Source organism: Actinomycetospora sp. NBC_00405 (genome assembly GCF_036044095.1).
Classification (GTDB): Bacteria; Actinomycetota; Actinomycetes; order Mycobacteriales; family Pseudonocardiaceae; genus Actinomycetospora; species Actinomycetospora callitridis.
The window spans coordinates 5,964,103-5,981,187 of sequence record NZ_CP107938.1; the positions used below are offsets into that span (position 1 = coordinate 5,964,103).

The 17,085-nt window shown below is 76.5% G+C and carries 16 protein-coding genes and 3 pseudogenes; 8 read left to right on the forward strand and 11 right to left on the reverse strand.

Features of this window, described 5'->3' with window-relative positions:
• Window positions 1–13: 13 nt before the first annotated feature.
• From OG774_RS29490 to OG774_RS29505, 4 genes are read right to left on the reverse strand one after another with little or no spacing between them, the layout of a single operon-like run.
• On the reverse strand, window positions 14–1,513 hold the full coding sequence (locus OG774_RS29490; protein WP_328305867.1) for a phytoene desaturase family protein: 1,500 nt from the start codon (window positions 1,511–1,513) through the stop codon (window positions 14–16).
• Complete coding sequence (locus OG774_RS29495) at window positions 1,510–2,652, reverse strand: glycosyltransferase (protein WP_328305868.1); 1,143 nt, start codon at window positions 2,650–2,652, stop codon at window positions 1,510–1,512. The genes OG774_RS29490 and OG774_RS29495 overlap by 4 nt, the downstream gene beginning before the upstream one ends.
• Window positions 2,649–3,467: a carotenoid biosynthesis protein gene (locus OG774_RS29500; protein WP_328305869.1), complete on the reverse strand. Its 819-nt coding sequence runs from the start codon at window positions 3,465–3,467 to the stop codon at window positions 2,649–2,651. The genes OG774_RS29495 and OG774_RS29500 overlap by 4 nt, the downstream gene beginning before the upstream one ends.
• Window positions 3,464–4,351, reverse strand: a complete 888-nt coding sequence (locus OG774_RS29505) for a YhjD/YihY/BrkB family envelope integrity protein (protein WP_328305870.1) — start codon at window positions 4,349–4,351, stop codon at window positions 3,464–3,466. Before OG774_RS29505 ends, OG774_RS29500 begins: the two co-directional genes overlap by 4 nt.
• A gap of 163 nt (window positions 4,352–4,514) precedes the next feature.
• Between OG774_RS29505 and OG774_RS29510 the strand changes: the two genes are divergently transcribed.
• Window positions 4,515–5,939, forward strand: a complete 1,425-nt coding sequence (locus OG774_RS29510; RefSeq protein WP_328305872.1) for an MFS transporter — start codon at window positions 4,515–4,517, stop codon at window positions 5,937–5,939.
• Here OG774_RS29510 and OG774_RS29945 read toward each other — a convergent pair.
• The 7 genes and pseudogenes from OG774_RS29945 to OG774_RS29530 all read right to left on the reverse strand — a co-directional run.
• Window positions 5,894–6,013 (reverse strand): annotated as a pseudogene (locus tag OG774_RS29945) (DUF1206 domain-containing protein); the annotation flags it as partial. The gene OG774_RS29510 and the pseudogene OG774_RS29945 sit on opposite strands and share 46 nt — an antisense overlap.
• A 190-nt stretch (window positions 6,014–6,203) precedes the next feature.
• Window positions 6,204–6,410, reverse strand: a pseudogene (locus OG774_RS29950) (DUF1206 domain-containing protein); the annotation flags it as partial.
• 43 nt (window positions 6,411–6,453) lie between these two features.
• Window positions 6,454–6,789, reverse strand: a pseudogene (locus OG774_RS29955) (DUF1206 domain-containing protein); the annotation flags it as partial.
• A gap of 13 nt (window positions 6,790–6,802) precedes the next feature.
• On the reverse strand, window positions 6,803–7,612 hold the full coding sequence (locus OG774_RS29515; RefSeq protein WP_328305873.1) for a DUF2127 domain-containing protein: 810 nt from the start codon (window positions 7,610–7,612) through the stop codon (window positions 6,803–6,805).
• Between the two features lie 66 nt (window positions 7,613–7,678).
• Entirely contained in the window at window positions 7,679–8,638 is a 960-nt protein-coding gene (locus OG774_RS29520) for a glycosyltransferase family 9 protein (protein ID WP_328305874.1), read from the reverse strand.
• Entirely contained in the window at window positions 8,635–9,372 is a 738-nt protein-coding gene (locus OG774_RS29525) for a SigB/SigF/SigG family RNA polymerase sigma factor (protein WP_274191699.1), read from the reverse strand. Before OG774_RS29525 ends, OG774_RS29520 begins: the two co-directional genes overlap by 4 nt.
• A 221-nt stretch (window positions 9,373–9,593) precedes the next feature.
• A complete protein-coding gene (locus OG774_RS29530) occupies window positions 9,594–10,064 on the reverse strand; it encodes an ATP-binding protein (protein WP_328305875.1) in 471 nt (156 codons plus the stop codon).
• A gap of 232 nt (window positions 10,065–10,296) precedes the next feature.
• Between OG774_RS29530 and OG774_RS29535 the strand changes: the two genes are divergently transcribed.
• The 7 genes from OG774_RS29535 to OG774_RS29565 all read left to right on the forward strand — a co-directional run bounded on the left by OG774_RS29535 (window position 10,297) and on the right by OG774_RS29565 (window position 17,084).
• Window positions 10,297–10,845 carry a D-glycero-alpha-D-manno-heptose-1,7-bisphosphate 7-phosphatase gene (locus OG774_RS29535; protein ID WP_328305876.1) on the forward strand — a complete coding sequence of 183 codons (549 nt, stop codon included), beginning with the start codon at window positions 10,297–10,299 and terminating at the stop codon, window positions 10,843–10,845.
• Complete coding sequence (locus OG774_RS29540) at window positions 10,842–11,906, forward strand: glycosyltransferase family 9 protein (protein WP_328305877.1); 1,065 nt, start codon at window positions 10,842–10,844, stop codon at window positions 11,904–11,906. The genes OG774_RS29535 and OG774_RS29540 overlap by 4 nt, the downstream gene beginning before the upstream one ends.
• A gap of 52 nt (window positions 11,907–11,958) precedes the next feature.
• Window positions 11,959–13,026: a glycosyltransferase gene (locus OG774_RS29545; protein WP_328305878.1), complete on the forward strand. Its 1,068-nt coding sequence runs from the start codon at window positions 11,959–11,961 to the stop codon at window positions 13,024–13,026.
• A gap of 110 nt (window positions 13,027–13,136) precedes the next feature.
• Window positions 13,137–14,390 (forward strand): glycosyltransferase, encoded by a 1,254-nt coding sequence (locus OG774_RS29550; RefSeq protein ID WP_328305879.1) that lies wholly within the window; start codon window positions 13,137–13,139, stop codon window positions 14,388–14,390.
• A complete protein-coding gene (locus OG774_RS29555; protein ID WP_328305880.1) occupies window positions 14,387–14,998 on the forward strand; it encodes a D-sedoheptulose-7-phosphate isomerase in 612 nt (203 codons plus the stop codon). Before OG774_RS29550 ends, OG774_RS29555 begins: the two co-directional genes overlap by 4 nt.
• Window positions 14,995–16,401, forward strand: a complete 1,407-nt coding sequence (locus OG774_RS29560) for a PfkB family carbohydrate kinase (protein WP_328305881.1) — start codon at window positions 14,995–14,997, stop codon at window positions 16,399–16,401. The genes OG774_RS29555 and OG774_RS29560 overlap by 4 nt, the downstream gene beginning before the upstream one ends.
• Entirely contained in the window at window positions 16,398–17,084 is a 687-nt protein-coding gene (locus OG774_RS29565; protein WP_328305882.1) for an SDR family oxidoreductase, read from the forward strand. Before OG774_RS29560 ends, OG774_RS29565 begins: the two co-directional genes overlap by 4 nt.
• Window position 17,085 lies beyond the last annotated feature (1 nt).

Below are 17,085 nucleotides of genomic sequence, written 5' to 3' on the forward strand. Positions count from 1 at the left end.
GCGGAATTCACGGCTATAGCCGTGAATTCCGCTCACGTACGAGGCGCGCGGTGATCTCGGCGGACAGGGTGACGAGGGGGAGGCCGCCGCCGGGGTGGGCGGAGCCACCGACGAGGTAGAGCCCGTCGACCGGCGAGCGGTTGGCCGGGCGCAGGAACGCCGCGAGGGCGCCGTCGGACGAGGTGCCGTAGATCGAGCCGCCGGGCGAGAGGGTCTCGCGCTCGAGGTCGGCCGGCGTGCGCACCGCGCAGTGGCGGATGCGGTGCCGGACGTCCACGCCCCGCTCGGCCATCAGCGCGAGGATGCGCTCGGCGTACCGCTCCGCGAGCCCCGGCGCGTCCCAGTCGACGCCGCCGCCCGGATCGTGGCGCGGGGCGGTGACCAGCACGAACCACGCCTCGGAGTCGTCGTCGGGGCGCAGCGCGGGGTCGTCGGGGGCGTGCACGTACACCGCCGGGGCGGTCGGCGGCTCGGCGCCGCGGTACGCGTCGAACTCCGCGTCGTAGGCCGCGCGCGACGGCGGGAAGAGCACCCGGTGGTGCGGGGTCCCCGGGTCCCGGCCGTCGAGCCCGAGCAGCAGCACGAACCCCGACGACGACGGCGTGGTGCGGGCCAGCCGCCGCGCCGACGGCGGGTGGGGGAGGAGCCCTCCGGGCCCGTAGACCGTCGCCGCGTCGGCGTTCGCGACGACCACGTCGGCCGGCACGCCCTCCCCGGACCCGAGCCGCACCCCGCGCACCCGCCCGCCGGCGGTGTCGATCGACGTCACCCGCTCCCCGGTCCGCAGCGTCACCCCGAGCGCCCGGCACCGGTCCGCGACCACCTCCGCGAGCCGGCGCAGCCCGCCGGGCACGTACCAGGACCCGAACTGCTGCTCCACGTACGGCACGACGGCCAGCGCGGCGGGGGCCCGGCGCGGGTCGGAGCCGGAGTAGGTGGCGTAGCGGTCGAGCAGCAGGCCCAGGCGCGGGTCGCGGAGGTGGCGCGCGCCCGCCCCGCGCAGGCTGCGCCAGGGGGCGACGGCGAACAGGTCGCGGACCCGCAGCGACAGGCGCGCGAGCCCGCCCGGGGAGACCGGCGACTCCAAGAAGTGCTCGTGGGTCACGTCCCACACGCGCTCGGCGTGGCGCAGGAACGCCTCCCACTGCGCGCCGGCCCCGTCCCCGAGCGCGGCGTCCATCGCCGGCGCGATCTCCGGGCGCTCGCCGGGCAGGTCGAGCTCCACGCCGTCGTCGAACCGGTAGCGCGCGGCGACGTCGAGGCGCCGCAGGTCGAGGACGTCGTGCAGGGGCGCCCCGGTGTCGGCGAAGAGCCGCTCGAACACCGCGGGCATGGTCACGAGGGACGGGCCGGTGTCGAAGCGGAAGCCGCCGAGCTCGACGGTGCCGAGCTTCCCGCCGACCCGGTCGGCCTGCTCGAGCAGCGTCACCGGGGAGCCGGTGGCGGCCAGCCGCGCCGCCGCCGCCAGCCCGCCGAGCCCGCCGCCGACGACCACGACGCGCGGGTCGGTCACGCCGCGGACCGCTGCCCGGACCGCCGCTCGGACCGTGACCCCGGCGCGGCCTCGACGGGCCTGCCCCGCCAGCGCAGCGTGCCCGCGCGCCGGCGCCGCAGGGAGTCGACGGTCAGCGCGCCGACCGCGAGCACGGACACGGGGTGGGCGACCGCGTCGCGGACCCGCGCGCCCGTCCGCCGGGCGGCGAGCGCCCGGCTCGCGACCCCCGCGAGGTAGCCCACCAGCCCGACCCGCGAGCCGCCCAGCGCCGCCAGCGCGGGCAGGACGTAGGTCAGGCCGAGGAGCGCGAGCACCCCGGCGGCGCCCGCCGGCGAACCGAACGCGGCCCACAACGACTTCGCGTAGCCCTCGCGCAGCTCGCCGGCACCCCGGTACATGCGGCACGTCGCGACGTGCGTGCCGTCGGCGACGATGCCGTGGCCCCCGACCCGCTTGAGCGCCCGGAGCAGGGCGAGGTCGTCGAGGACCTCGCCGCGGGCGTGGCCGCCGGCGGCCCGGTAGGCCTGCGCGTCGACGGCGAGCAGCTGCCCGTTGGCCGCGGTCAGCGTCGGGCGGGACGAGAGCTCGGCGGCCCGCAGCGGCAGCATCGCGAGCCACGACCACGCCAGCAGCGGTTGGACCAGGCGCTCGGCGCCGCCCTCGGCGAGCTGACGCGGGTGCGGCGAGACGAGGTCGAGCCCCCGGCGGCGCAGCAGGTCGACGGTGGCGGCGAGGCCGTGCGGCGCGACGCGGACGTCGGCGTCGACGAAGACGAACACCCCGGTGCCCGGGTGTGCCGCGCCCACGAGCTGGTGGCAGGCCCAGGGTTTCGCCAGCCAGCCGGGCGGGGGCGGCACGCCGTCGAGCACGCGCACCCGCGGGTCGCCGAGCTCCCGCACCCGCGCGCCGGTGCCGTCGGTGGACCCGTCGTCGAGCACCACGATCTCCACCGGCGCGGTCCAGCCCTCGACGGCCACGAGCAGGGCCCGCACGGCGTCGCCAATGCCCGCCGCCTCATCGCGCGCCGGCACGAGCACCGCGACGCGCTCGCCCGGCGGCGGCGCGTCCGGGCCGGGGACGGGCAGGCGCCGCAGGTTGTCGACGGTGAGGCCGAGCGAGGCGAGGGCGAGCGTCGTGCCGATCCCGACGAGCGTCACGCGTCGCTCCCGCGGCGGGAGAGCACCACCAGCAGCGGCACCCCGACGAGACCCATGAGCAGCCCGCCGACGAGCGCGACCGAGGGCCGGCCGAAGAACACCGCGGCGGCCATCGTCGACGACAGGAACGTCCAGCACCACAGCGCCAGCGGTAGCCGGTCGTCGCCGTCGTGGCGGTCGGGCAGGACGCGGTCCAGCGCGGCGATCATCAGCAGGGCGACGAGCAGCCACCCGGCGAAGTTGGACACCGGGATGCCCGGCACGCCGGGCAGCGTCGGCCACGGCTCGAGCCAGTACCAGTGGCCGGCCTCGACCATCTGCGGGTCGAGGAACACGTCCCAGGTGGCCAGCGCCCAGGCCCCGAGCACGGTGGTGACGCCCCGCCCCCGGCCGAGCGCCGCGGCCAGACGTCGCCCGACGATCAGAGACGGGTAGGCCATCATGATCCACGCCGCCGGGACGACCAGCGGCACGCCGAGCACGGCGGTACCGAGCGAGCCGGTGTAGGCGTACTGGCCGAACGGCAGGCCGGTGGCGAGCCCGATCGCCTCGGCCGCCAGGCCGCCCCCGCCCGCGACGACGACGAGGCCGACGGCGGCGCCGGGACCGCGGGTGAGCAGGGCGTGCCCCACCGAGGCGCAGGCGAAGAGGACCACCGCGAGCACGGTGAGCGTCGGCGTCCCGCCGCCGGTGAGCGGGAAGGCGATCTGCACGCCGACCACGCCGGCGCCGAGCGCCCAGGGCACGGCGTGCAGGGTCGGGCGGACGCCCGGGTGGCCGGTGACGGCGGGCCGGACGCGGGTCGCGTGGCTCATCGGCCGGCCCCCACCGCGACGGGCGCGGACTCCCGGACGGGCGGCTCCGCGACCCGAACTGATCGCGGACGCCGGTCGAGCGCGTCGGTGACCGCCCAGCCCGTCAGCAGCAGCACGTGGAGCACGAACATCCAGAGGGCGATCGCGACCGTCGCGCCGACGACGTCGAGCCCGCCGAACGGGATGCCGAGGTCGAGCGGCAGGGCGAGGAACAGCAGGAAGCCCTGGAGGAAGCCGGCGAGCACCGCGGCGGTCCCGAACGCCCCGATCAGGGTGGCCCGCCATCCGGGGCCACCGGGTGCGACCACGCGGAACCCCCAGGCGATCACGACCCCGAGCGCGACGAAGGAGACGTGGAACGCGACGACGATCTGGCCCAGGGTCCCCCCGAACCCGCCGGCGCGGGCGAGGTCGGCCATCAGGGGTGCGGCGGCGAACACCCCGAGGGCGAGCACCGGGACCGCGAGGACCAACGGCAGGAGCGCGAGGCGCGCGCGCCATCCCGTGAAGCGGTCGTGGCGCGGCGCGAGACGCAGGCATGCGCGCCGCAGGCCCTCGCCGTAGAAGGTGGCCGGGAAGACGGTGACGAGCGCACCCCACGGACCGAGGTCGAGCCCGGCGCGCACGAGGGCGTCGTAGACCGGCCGCGCGCCCATCTCCGGCGGCACGAGCAGACGCAGGTCGGCGAGGTACGCGCCGACCGTCTCCGGCGACGTGAGCAGCGCCGCGCCCCACACCGCGAGCAGCAGCCACGGCACGACGCCGAGGGCGGCGAAGTAGGTCAGTCCGGCCGCGACGGCGGCGAGGTCACGCCCACGCAACGTCGATCCGACGTCCCGGGCGAGCGCCAGGCACGCAGCGATCGGTGCGGGTCGACGGGGCACCGCCCGGGCGTACCCGAGGTGGTGGCGGCACAACCGGTCGCGGCACGGGTCACAGCTCCTTCTCGGTCGATATCACCGACGTACCGATGAGTCCTGCCGACGAACCGAGTCTCACCCACGAGTGCGGGGACAGCCCCCGCAAGGAGTCGGAGGAGGACGGGTCATGTCTCCGCGACAGCGCACCGGGGTGCTGCTGCTCGCATCGGTGACCTCGCTGATGTGCGCGCTGGACACGCTGGTCGTCTCGACGGCCCTGACGACGATCCGCCGGGACCTCGGCGGCGGCGTCGAGGCACTCGAGTGGACCGTGAACGCCTACAACCTCACGCTCGCCGTGCTGCTCGTCCCGGCGGCGGCGCTGGGTGACCGCTTCGGACGACGGCGGATCTTCACCGGCGGCCTGGTGGTGTTCACCCTCGCCTCGGCCGCCTGCGCGCTGGCCCCGGACGTCCCGACGCTGGTGGTCGCCCGCGCGGTCCAGGGCGTCGGCGCCGCCGCGGTGACCGCGCTCGCGCTGACCCTCGTCGGCGCCGCGTACCCGCCCGAGCAGCGCGGACGCGCCCTCGGCGTCCTCGAGGGCGTCACGGGCCTCGCCGTGCTCGCCGGGCCCGGGCTCGGCGGGGTCGTCACCGACGTCGTCGGGTGGGAGTTCGTGTTCTGGCTCAACGTGCCGATCGGGCTGGTGGTCGTGCCCCTCGTGCTCGCGGTGGTGCCGGAGTCCCGTGGCGGTGACACCCGCCTGGACACCCCCGGCGTGGTGCTGCTCGCGGCCGGCGCGCTCGCGCTGGTGTGGGCCCTGACGCAGGGCAATCTGGCGGGCTGGGGATCGGTCGAGGTGCTCGCGTCCCTCGTCGCCGCCGCGGCGCTGGCGGTGGCCTTCGTGCTCCGGCAGCGCCGGGCGTCCGAGCCGCTGCTGCCCGGCCGGCTGCTGCGCGCGCCCGGGTTCGTCGCGGGCAACCTCGCGACCGTCGGCCTGTTCGTCTCGGTCTTCGGCGGCGTCTTCTTCTACTCGCAGCTCCTCGCCGTCGGCCTCGGGTTCTCGCCGCTGGAGGCCGGGCTCGGGCTCATGGCGTGGACGTCGGCGCTGGTCGTGCTCGGGCCGGTCGGCGGCATGCTGGCCGACCGGATCGGCAACCGCCCGCCGCTCGTGGTGGGGTTGGTGCTCACGGCGCTGGGGACGGCGTGGGTCGCGCTGGCCGCGGCGTCCCCGGACCTCTCCTACGTCGACCTCGTGCCCGGCTTCCTCGTCTCGAGCGTCGGCGGCTCGCTGGCCATACCCGCCGCGGCGAACGCGGTGCTGGGCGGGCTCGGGCCGGCCGACGTCGGCAAGGCGGCCGGGGTGAACAGCACGCTGCGCGAGCTCGGTGGGGTGCTGGGCCTGGCGCTGCTCGTGGCGGTGTTCGCGCCGCTCGGAGGCTATGCCGATGCCGCCGACTTCCTCGCCGGGTTCGTGCCCACGATGGCCGTGTGCGCCGCGCTCACGGCCGCGGGCGCCGTGGCGGGGCTGTGGGTGCCGCGACGCCCCCGGGTGTCGGTGGCCGTTCAGGGATGCCGGGCGTCGGCGTCGACCAGGCAGTACAGGCCGTAGGCGGCGAAGCCGAGGCTCGCGATCGTCAGCGCCGTCGTGCCCAGCGTGTGCTCGGCGACGGTGCGCAGCGCGACGTCGAGCCCCGCGACCTCGTCCGGGGCGTCGTCGAGGACGGCCTCGAGGGCCGAGGACGCCGACCCCGGCGAAGACGACGGCGCGGGTCAGGTTGCCCACCGCGCCGAGCCAGCGGGCGAGGTGGCGCAGGCGCGGGGTGAGCTTCTCGGGGACGAGGTCGCCGAGGAAGGTCGCGCGGATGCCGGTGAACGCGGTGGCGACCGCCGTGATCAGCACGACGATCGCGACGACGAGGACGAGGAGCCGGCCGCCGGGCAGGGCGAACAGCTCGGTGGTCACCACCCGCAGGTCGGAACCGTCGCCGGGGCCGGTCACGAGGACCCGCACGGCCAGGGAGGCGACGCCGCCGACGCCGAGGGCCTTGGCGTACGCGCCGATGCGCTTGCGCCGGCGCAGGCCGCGCCCCTCGACCCACGAACCCGACGGTGCCCGCGCGGACCTGCCAGACCGCGAAGGTCACGAGGCACACCGTCGCCACGACGAGCAGGACGCGCCCGAGGATCCCGCTGCGGGCGACGATCGCGACGGCGCCGCCCTGGTCGACCGGCGACATCGCGCCGAGCGCGGCGAGGGACGCGGCGAGCCAGGCCAGCAGGAGGTGCACGATCCCGTAGGCGACGAGGCCGGCGCGGCCCAGGAGCTCCGACCAGTGGCCGGGGGCGTCGTGCCAGGCGGGGTCGGGCGTGTGCGGCAGCCCGCGGGGTGCGGCCGGGACCGGCCCCGAGGAGATCGTCGCGGAACCGTCCTCTACCTCCGACGGCCGATCGCCACCCACGTGTGACGAGTCTTCAGCGCGGCGTCAGCCGATCGATGCCGGGACCGGCCCGCTCCACCGCGGGCCACCCGGTGTCGTGGGCGCGCTCGGCCTCCTCGGCGCGGCCGCCGCCCCGCACCCCGAACAGGCGCTTGGCGACGAGGAGATAGACGATCACGGCGATGTTGACCACCAGGGCGAGGATCTTCGTCGGCGTCGGTCCGTGGCTCAGCTCCCAGAGCTCGGGCGCGAGCAGGACGGTGGTGGCGACGAACGTCAGGTACTCCGCCCAGCGCCGCGCGTACCAGAGCCCGACCGCCTCGACGGCCTCGAGCGTCGCGTAGGCGAGCAGCACGAGCGCGAGCCAGTAGAGCGTGGAGGACGGGACGGCGAAGGCGCGCTCGACCTCGACGAGCAGCGTCGGGCCACCGTGACCGACCGGGCCGCCGAGGCTCGCCTGGAGGATGCCGACGATCTGGCCCACGGTCGGGCCCCAGCTCTCGCGGTAGGCGGCGAACAGCAGCACGGCGGTGCCGAGCAGCCCGAGGCCGACGACGTGCAGGGCGCGGTCGAGGGCGATGAGGCGCAGCACGTAGCGGTCGCGCAGCGGGCGGCCGCGCAGCGGGACCTCGATCTCGTCGGGCCCGGGGGCGGTCTCCCGGGTGGGTGTCGTGGGCGCCGCGCGGGGCTCCCAGGCGTCGCAGCGCAGGCAGCGGTGCCAGCGCAGGCCGTCGGCGTCCGTGCGCACGAGCTGCGCGTCCTGCGTACGGACCGTGGCCGCGTCGGTGCCGACGAGCGCGTGCCCGTGCTGCGCACAGCCCAGGAGCTCGTAGCGCAGCCTCACGGTTCGTGATGCTAGGCGGTGATGGCTTCGCCACGTGAGCGATCTGGGTCGTCCTGACGACCTGGATCACTCACGTGGCGAAGCCATGGCGGCGGGGGAGGGGAGCGCGGCCAGCACGTCCTCGGGCGTGACGGCGAGCAGTGCGGGGTCGGGGTCGTCGGCGAAGCGCTCGCCGCGCCGGACGGTGTCGTCACCGAGCACGACGTGGGGGCCGCCGGGCGGCGGGCCCCACGGCGTCGGGGGCACGGGACCGAACAGGGTGACCGAGGGCGTGCCGAACGCCGTCGCGACGTGGCTGATGCCGGTGTCGCCCGCGAGGACGAGCGCGGAGGCGGCGACGAGGTCGAGCAGGCCGGCGAGGTCGGTGCGCCCGCCGAGGTCGGCGTCCACGGGCAGGCCCGCCCGGGCCACGACCTCGGCGGTGAGCCGGTGCTCGCCCGGGCCGCCGGTGACGACCACCGGGTGGCCCCGCGCCTGCAGGGCGGCGGCGCACGCGGCGAACCGCTCGGCCGGCCAGCGCTTGGCCCCGTAGGCGGCGCCGGGGTGCACGACGACGGGCCCGGAGGCGACGGCCCGGCGCCCGGGCAGCGTGAGGTCGTCGGCCCCGTCCCGCGCGGCCGTGGCGTCGACCAGACCGGTCGCGGCGAGCAGGTCGCACCAGCGCCGTCGTTCGGGGCGCGCCGGGTCGTCGACCCACGCCGGCCCGTCCCAGCCCGGTGCCACGTGCCCGATCCGCCGGTCCGGGCCCAGCGCGTCGAGGCGCGCGTGGCTCTCGGGCCCGCGCCCGTGGAGGTTCACCGCGACGTCCACCCGTGAGCGATGTTCCCGGCTATGGCCGGGAACATCGCTCACGTGGGTGTCCACCGCCTCGATGCGCGCCACGAGCGGCGCCAGGGCGTCCGGGGCCACGAGGACGATCTCGTGGTCGGGAAGGGTCCGGCGCAGCAGCCGCAGGGCGGGGACGGCGACGAGCAGATCGCCCAGGCCGAGGTCGCGCAGGACGACGGCCGTCGGGCGGGGGCTCACCGCGCGTCGCCGACGTCCCCGCGCAGCTGGACCAGCGTCTTCGCGAGCAGGCGGGAGACGTGCATCTGGGAGATGCCGACGTGCTCGGCGATCTGCGACTGCGTCAGGTTGCCGAAGAAGCGCAGCTTGATGATCGTCCGCTCGCGCTGGGGCAGCTTCTCGAGCAGCGGGGCCAGCGTCTGCTGGTATTCGACCTGCTCGAGGGCGGCGTCGGCCTCGCCGAGCAGGTCGGACACCTTCCCGGAGTCGGGGTCGTCGACGAGCATCTCGTCGAGCGAGCCGCTGCGGTAGGCGTTCGACGCCTCGAGCGCCTCGAGCACCTCCTCCTTGGAGATGCCCAGGTGCTCGGCCAGCTCGGGGGCGTTCGGGGCGCGGCCCAGGGTCTGCGACATCTGCGACATCGCCGCCGACAGCGTGACGTTGAGGTCCTTGAGCCGGCGCGGTACGCGCATCGACCAGGCCTGGTCACGGAAGTGCCGGCGGACCTCGCCGGTGATCGTCGGGACCGCGTAGGACAGGAAGTCGGTGCCGCGGTCCGGGTCGTACCGGTCGACGGCGTTGATCAGCCCGAGGGTCGCGACCTGCTCGAGGTCCTCCTCCGGCTCGCCGCGACGCGAGAAGCGCCGCGCGATGTGCTGGGCGACCGGCAGGTGCCCGCGTACCAGCTCGTCGCGCAGCCGCAGCCGCTCCGGCGAGCCCATCTCGAGCTTCGCGTGCTCGGCGAGCTTCGGCATGAGGTGGTCGTACTCGCCGCGCGAGGAGCTGCGCCGCCCGTTCGACCGTCCACCGGACCCGTTGTCCTTGGTCGCGGTGTCCGGGGCAGGGCGCGGGGCGGTGTCGGTGGTGTCGACGGCGTCGGCCGTCTCGCTCGTCGTGGTGGTCGCAGCCATGGCGTCGATGGAGGTCACATCCGTCGTCTCTGGAGGGGGAGGGGGCGCCGGGTCGGGGGACGGCGTCACGGCCCCGGGCTCCCGGGACGCTCGGGCATGAAGGACACGGCGGCGTCCCGCGGCGGCAGCTGGTCGTCGGAAGCCCCGAGCGGGTCCCCGAGCGCGGGACGCACCAGCGTCATCCGCAGGGCCAGGCGATGGGCCTCGCCGGGAGCGGTGGGCGCCTCGGAGAGCACACGCACGTCGTCGGCCAGGACGGTCAGCACCCGCCACGCGAACGTGGTGGTGGGCAGCCCGGTCGGCCCCGTCGTCGAGACGGACGAGGTGACGGTGATCCGGTCGTCGTCCACCGTGAAGGTGACGGTCAGCTTCGTGCCCGGGCGGGCGAGCCCGGCCATGCACGTGCACGCCTCGTCCACGGCGAGCCGGAGATCGTCGACGGCGTCGAGGGGGAACTCGGCGCGGGCCGCGAGATCGCCCGCGACGGTGCGCACGGTGACGAGCGCCTCCGGCTGAGCCAGGACACGTACTTCCACGTCACGCGGCGCACCCGGACCCCGGTCCTCAGGGGGCTGGGTACGGATCAACGCGGTTCCCTCCAGGGCGGTCACGTCCGGTTCGAGCGGACAGGACCGGCGCGGTCCCGGTCTCCGGGCGTGTACCCGGGCCCCCCACCCACAAACCGATGCGGCTCGCGGGCCGCACGCTCCCCACACCGCGGGGGGACGGGTGTGCGGGGCCGCGCGGTCCGTGGTGTGCTCCCGGGCCGTGAGCACCCGGCCCCGTGCGGTGCTGTTCGACCGCGACGGCACCCTCGTCGTCGACGTCCCCTACAACGGCGACCCCGACGCCGTGCGCGCCATGCCCGGCGCGGCGGCGGCGCTGGAGCGTGTCCGCGCGGAAGGCGTCCCGGTGGGCGTCGTCAGCAACCAGTCCGGCATCGCCCGCGGCCTGCTCGACGCCGGGCAGGTCGAGGCCGTCAACGCCCGGGTCGCCGAGCTGCTCGGCCCGTTCGCGGTGTGGCGGTGGTGCCCGCACGGCAGTGACGACGGGTGCGCCTGCCGCAAGCCCGCGCCCGGCATGGTGCTCGACGCGGCCGCCGCCCTGGGCGTCGAGCCCGCCGACGTGGCCGTGATCGGCGACATCGCCGCGGACGTCGGGGCCGCCGACGCCGCCGGGGCGCGGGCGGTGCTCGTGCCGACCGCCGCGACCCGCCGCGAGGAGATCGAGGACGCCGCGGCGCGCGGCATCCTCGCCGACGACCTGGCCGGGGCCGTCACGCTGTTGGGGTTCCGCCCATCGGGATCAGCACTGTGAGCAGGGTGCTCGTCGTCCGCCTCGACAGCGACGGCGACGTCCTGCTCGCCGGACCGGCGGTGCGCGCCGTGGCCGCGGGCGCCGACGAGGTCGTCATGCTCGTCGGGCCGCGCGGCCGCCAGGCGGCCGGCGTGCTGCCCGGGGTGGACGCCGTCGAGGTGTGGCGCTGTCCCTGGGTCGACGGTGAGCCCCCGCCCGTGACGCGCGAGGGCACCGAGGAGGTCGTCGACAGGCTCGCGGCGGTGGGTGCCGACGAGGCGGTGGTGCTCACCTCGTTCCACCAGTCGCCGTTGCCGACCGCACTCGTGCTGCGCATGGCCGGCCTCGGTCGGATCACCGCGGCCTCGGCCGACTACCCCGGCAGCCTGCTCGACGTCCGCCTGCGTCCCGGCGACCCGGCGCTCGACCCCACCGTCGACCTGCCCGACGACCTCCCCGAGGCCGAGCGCGCGCTCGCGATTGCCGCCCGCGCCGGCCACGCGCTCCCCGCGGGCGACGACGGGCGGCTCGCCGTCACGGTCGACGACGACGCCCGCCACGAGGCCGCCGACGCGCTCGCCGTGCACGGCGTCGACGGCCCCTACGTGGTGCTGCACCCCGGGGCGTCGGTGCCCGCGCGGGCGTGGTCGCCGCACCGCGCGACCGAGGGCGTCGCGGCCCTCGCGGCCGCCGGTCACCGGGTGGTCGTGACGGGCGCGCCGGGCGAGGCCGCGCTCACCGCGCGCGTGGCCGGACGCGACGGCGTGGACCTCGGCGGGCGGACGTCCTTCGGTGCGCTCGCGGCGGTGCTTGGCGGTGCGCGGGCGGTGGTGGTGGGCAACACAGGACCCGCCCATCTGGCGGCCGCGGTGGGTGTGCCGGTCGTCTCGTTGTTCGCCCCCGTGGTGCCCCCGGAGCGGTGGGCTCCTTACGGAGTGCGACGAATTCTGCTCGGTGATCAGGCGGCGCCGTGCCGGGGCACACGCGCCAGGGACTGTCCCGTTCCTGGTCACCCGTGCCTCGACAGTGTCCGCGCGGATGACGTCGTCGCCGCAGTGAGTGCTCTCGTGTACGGAGAGTAGTAGTTCCGGGGGAGAAGTTTATGGGTCCCCGGCGGGAACCAATACCTCGCCGGTGACCTTCCCGCCCGCCGCGACGTCCGTTCCGCGGACCGTCCTGCACTGGCACGTGCACGGCTCCTGGAGCACGGCTTTCGTGCAGGGCCGGCACACGTGTCTGCTCCCGGTGCTGCCCGAGGGCGGCCCCTGGGGCGGCGGGCGTCCGGCGGCGTGGGACTGGCCGGAACGCGCCCAGGAGGCCACCCCCGAGCAGCTGCGCGAGCGCGCCGACGAGATCGACGCGGTGGTGCTCCAGCGGCCCGAGGAGATCGAGCTGACCGAACGCTGGACCGGTCGGCGCCCCGGCGTCGATCTGCCCGCGGTGTTCGTCGAGCACAACACCCCCAAGGGTGACGTGCCGACGACGCGGCATCCGCTCGCCGACCGCGACGACATCCCCGTCGTCCACGTCACCCACTTCAATGCCCTGGCGTGGGACACCGGCCGGGCGCCGACACGGGTGATCGAGCACGGCGTGCTCGACCCCGGTGACCGCTACACCGGCGAGATCGGCCGGGCGGCGGTCGTCGTCAACGAGCCGGTGCGTCGCGGACGTGTCACCGGCACCGACCTGCTGGCCGGGTTCGCCGACACCGTCGGTCTCGACGTCTTCGGGATCGGCAGCGAGCGCCTGGGCGAGGCCGTGACCCACCCGGACGTCGCGATCGGCGGCGACCTGCCGCAGGGCCTGCTGCACACCGAGATGGCGCGCCGACGCGTCTATCTGCACCCGGTGCGCTGGACGTCGCTTGGCCTGTCGCTGATCGAGGCGATGATGCTCGGGATGCCGGTGGTGGCCCTGGCCACCACCGAGGTGGCGGTCGACGTGCCGGCCGATGCCGGCGTCGTCGCCACCGACCTGCGGGTCCTGGACGAGGGCCTGCGGACCTATCGCGACGACCCCGACCTCGCCCGCGCCGCGGGCGCCGCGGGACGGGCCTCCGCCCTGGCCCGCCACGGGGTGGACCGCTTCCTTCACGACTGGGAGCGGCTGCTCACCGAGATCGTCGAGGGCGGACCCGGCGGCGTCGACGCGGACGCCGCCCTCGCCCGTGGACCGGGTCGGCTCCAGCCAGCGGGCTGACCCTTCCCCCCTTGACCGGCACCCGCCGGTCGTGACCTCTCCGGCGCCCGTGGCGCCACCTGAGCGACGACGCGACCACCCCGCGCGGGGGTCGTGGGAGGAGTGCGCGCATGCGGATCGCGATGGTCTCCGAGCACGCCAGCCCACTGGTGGCGTCGAACGGGCTCGGCGGGGTCGACGCCGGTGGCCAGAACGTCGCGGTGCGCGCACTCGCGCTGGCGCTGGCCGACGCGGGGCACGAGGTGGTCGTCCACACCCGCCGCACCGACCCGCGTACGCCGCGGCGGGTGCCGATGGCGGCCAATGTCGTGGTCGACCACGTCGACGCCGGCCCGCCTGCCGAGCTGCCCAAGGACGAGCTCGTCGACCTCATGGACGCGTTCTCGGCCGACCTGGCCGCCTGCTGGCGCGCGGAGCCGCCCGACGTCGTCCACGCCCACTTCTGGATGTCGGGGCTGGCGGCCCTGCCCGCGGCCCGGGCCCTCGGCGTGCCGATCGTGCAGACGTTCCACGCGCTGGGGTCGGTCAAGCGCCGCCACCAGGGCCCCGACGACACGAGCCCGGCCCGCCGGGTCGCGGCCGAGAGCGATCTCGGCGCGAAGGTCGACCAGGTACTCGCGACGTGCCGCGACGAGGCCGACGAGCTCGCCGCCCTGGGCGTGCCTGCCGAGCAGGTGACGGTGGTGCCCTGCGGGGTCGACGTCGAGCACTTCAGGCCTGCGAGCGACGGCGCGCCGCGGGGAGCGGCGTCCGGCCACGCGGGGTTCCGCGTGCTCTCCGTGAGCCGGCTGGTGCCGCGCAAGGGCGTCGACACCGTGATCGCCGCGCTCGGGCGCCTGCCCCGCGACGTCGAGCTGACCGTCGCGGGCGGGCCGAGCGCGGACCGTCTCGACGACGACCCCGAGGTCCGCCGCCTGCGGGCGCTCGCCGCGCGGACGGGGGTCGCCGACCGCGTCACGTTCCTCGGGGCCGTGGCCCACGACGCACTGCCCGGGCTCTACCGGGGCGCCGACGCCGTGGCCTGCGTCCCGGTCTACGAGCCGTTCGGGCTCGTCCCGCTCGAGGCGATGGCCTGCGGGCGCCCCGTCGTCGCGGCCGCCGTGGGCGGCCTCGCCGACACCGTCGTCGACGGCGTCACCGGCCACCACGTCCCGGCGGGCGACCCGGCCGCGGTGGCCGCGGCGCTCGGCGCGCTGCGGGCGCATCCCCGCCACGCCCGGGCGTTCGGGCGGGCCGGACGACGCCGCGCGGTCGCCGAGTACGGCTGGGACCGCGTCGCCGCCGCCCACGAGCAGGCGTATGCGGGCGTCGTCGCGTCGACCACGATGTCCTCCGGCGTGCTGACCACGGGGAGCCCCGCATGAGCGCCGACCGGATCGTGCACCGGCACCTCGGCGGGCTGCGGGCCACGCTCGACGGCCTGGCCGGGGAGTCGGGACGCATCGAGCGCTGGGGTGTCGACCTCGCCACCCGCCTGAGCCGTGGTTCGCGCCTGCTCGCGGCCGGCAACGGCGGCAGCGCGGCGGAGGCCCAGCACCTGACCGCCGAGCTCGTCGGGCGCTACCGCGGCGAGCGCGAGCCGCTGTCGGCGATCGCGCTGCACGCGGACACGTCCGCGATGACCGCGCTGGGCAACGACTACGGCTACGACGAGGTCTTCGCGCGCCAGGTACGCGCCCACGGCCGCCCCGGCGACGTGCTGTTGCTGCTCTCGACCAGCGGGCGCAGCCCCAACCTCGTCGCCGCGGCCGAGGCGGGCCGCTCGCTCGGGCTCACCGTCTGGGCCCTGACCGGACCCGGACCGAACCCGCTCGCCGACGCCGCGAGCGAGGCGCTGTGCCTTCCGGGGGAGACCCCCTCGGTGCAGGAGGCCCACCTGGTGACCGTGCACCTGCTGTGCGAGATGGTCGACCGGTCCCTCGCGTCGCGGGCCTCGGCGCCCGCCCGCGTGACCCAGGAGCTCGTCCCGTGAGCGCGCCCCTGGTGATCGTCGGCGACTGCCTGCGCGACGTCGACGTCCACGGCGCCGTCGACCGGCTGTGCCCGGACGCGCCGGCGCCGGTGCTCGCGGCCGAGAGCAGGCGCGAGCGCCCGGGCGGCGCCGGCCTGACGGCCCTGCTCGCGTCGCGCTCCTCGTCGCGGCCGGTGCGGCTCGTGACCGCGCTCGGCGAGGACGCCGAGTCGCTGCGCGCCTTGCTGGAGGGCGTCGACGTCGTCGCCGCGACCGCCGCCGGGACCACGCCGACCAAGACCCGGATGCTCGCCGGCGACCGCGTGCTGCTGCGGGTGGACGCGGGCGGGCTCGGGGACGCCGAGGTGTCCTCCGAGGTGCTCGACGCCATCACCGGGGCCGGCGCTCTGCTGGTCTCCGACTACGGGCGCGGGCTCACCGCCGACCCCGCCGTCCGCGAGGCCCTCACCGCCGCCGCGACCCGGGTGCCGCTGGTCTGGGACCCGCACCCGCACGGCGCCCCGCCCGTCCCCGGCGCCATGCTCGTGACCCCGAACATGTCGGAGGCCCGTGGCTACGTGAGCGAAATTCCCGGCTATAGCCGGGAATTTCGCTCACGAGGGTTCCCGCACGAACCCGCCGCACTGGGCGAGGCGCTGCGCGGGCACTGGGGTGTCGACGCCGTCGCCGTCACCGCGGGCAGCCGCGGCGCCGTGCTGCGCGGGGCCACCGGCACCTCGGTGACGCCCGCCGACCCGGCCCGCGGCGGCGACCCGTGCGGCGCCGGCGACCGGTTCGCCGCCACCGCCGCGGTCGCCCTGGCCAACGGCGCCGCCCTCGACGACGCGGTGCGCGCCGCCGTCGCTGCAGCTGCCGACTTCGTGGCCGCGGGCGGGGCGGGCGCGCTCGACGCCGGTGACCCCGAGCCCGAGGCCGGACCGGAGACCCCCACCGACGTCGTCGCCGCCGCCCGCGAGCGCGGCGCGACCGTGGTCGCCACCGGCGGCTGCTTCGACCTCCTGCACGCCGGTCACGCCCGCACCCTCGCGGCGGCGCGGCGCCTGGCCGGCGAGGACGGCGTGCTGGTGGTCTGCCTGAACTCCGACGCCTCCGTGCGCCGGCTCAAGGGCCCCGACCGTCCCGTCGTCGCCGAGGCCGACCGCGTCGAGATGCTCCGCGCGCTCGCCGCCGTCGACGCCGTCGAGGTGTTCGACGAGGACGACCCGCGCACGGTGCTCGAGCGCCTGCGCCCCGACGTCTGGGTCAAGGGCGGCGACTACGCGACCGACGAGCTGCCCGAGACCCCGCTGGTGCGGGGCTGGGGCGGTGAGGTCGTCGCCGTGCCGTACCACGCGGGCCGCTCGTCCACGCGGCTGCTCGCGCGCCTCGAACCCGAACCCGTCCCCACTGGAGGAACACCGTGACCAGCCCTGGCACCGTCCTGATCACCGGCGGCTCGTCCGGCCTCGGCGCCGCCGTCGCCGAGTCGGTCGTCGCCGCCGGCGGCACCCCCGTCGTCCTCGACCTCAAGGCGCCCGACGCCGGGCACGCCTTCGTCGAGGTCGACCTCGCCGACCCCCGCGCCGCCGAGGACGCCGTGGCGCGGGCGAGCGACCAGATGGGCGGCCTCGACGCCGTCGTCACCGCCGCCGGCATCGACCGCTGCGGGCGCCTCGTCGACGTCGACGCCGCCGAGTGGGACCGGGTCGTCATGGTCAACCTGCTGGGCACCGCCGCCGTCGTCCGCGCCGCCCTCCCGCAGCTCGAGCAGCGCCGGGGCAAGGTCGTCACCGTTTCTTCGACCCTCGGCGTCAAGGCGGTATCGGACGCGACCGCCTACTGCGCCTCGAAGTTCGGCGTCGTCGGCTTCACCCGCGCGCTCGCCGCGGAGACCGCCGGCACGGTCGGGGTGACGCTGCTGGTCCCCGGCGGCATGTGGACGCACTTCTTCGACGACCGCCCCGACCAGTACAAGCCGGGGGCCGACGCCAAGCTCAACGATCCGGCGCAGACCGCCGACGCCGTGCTCTACGCGTTGACGCGACCGGCCGGCAGCGAGGTGCGCGAGCTCGTCGTCACGTCGTCGGAGGAGGGCTCGTACCCGTGAG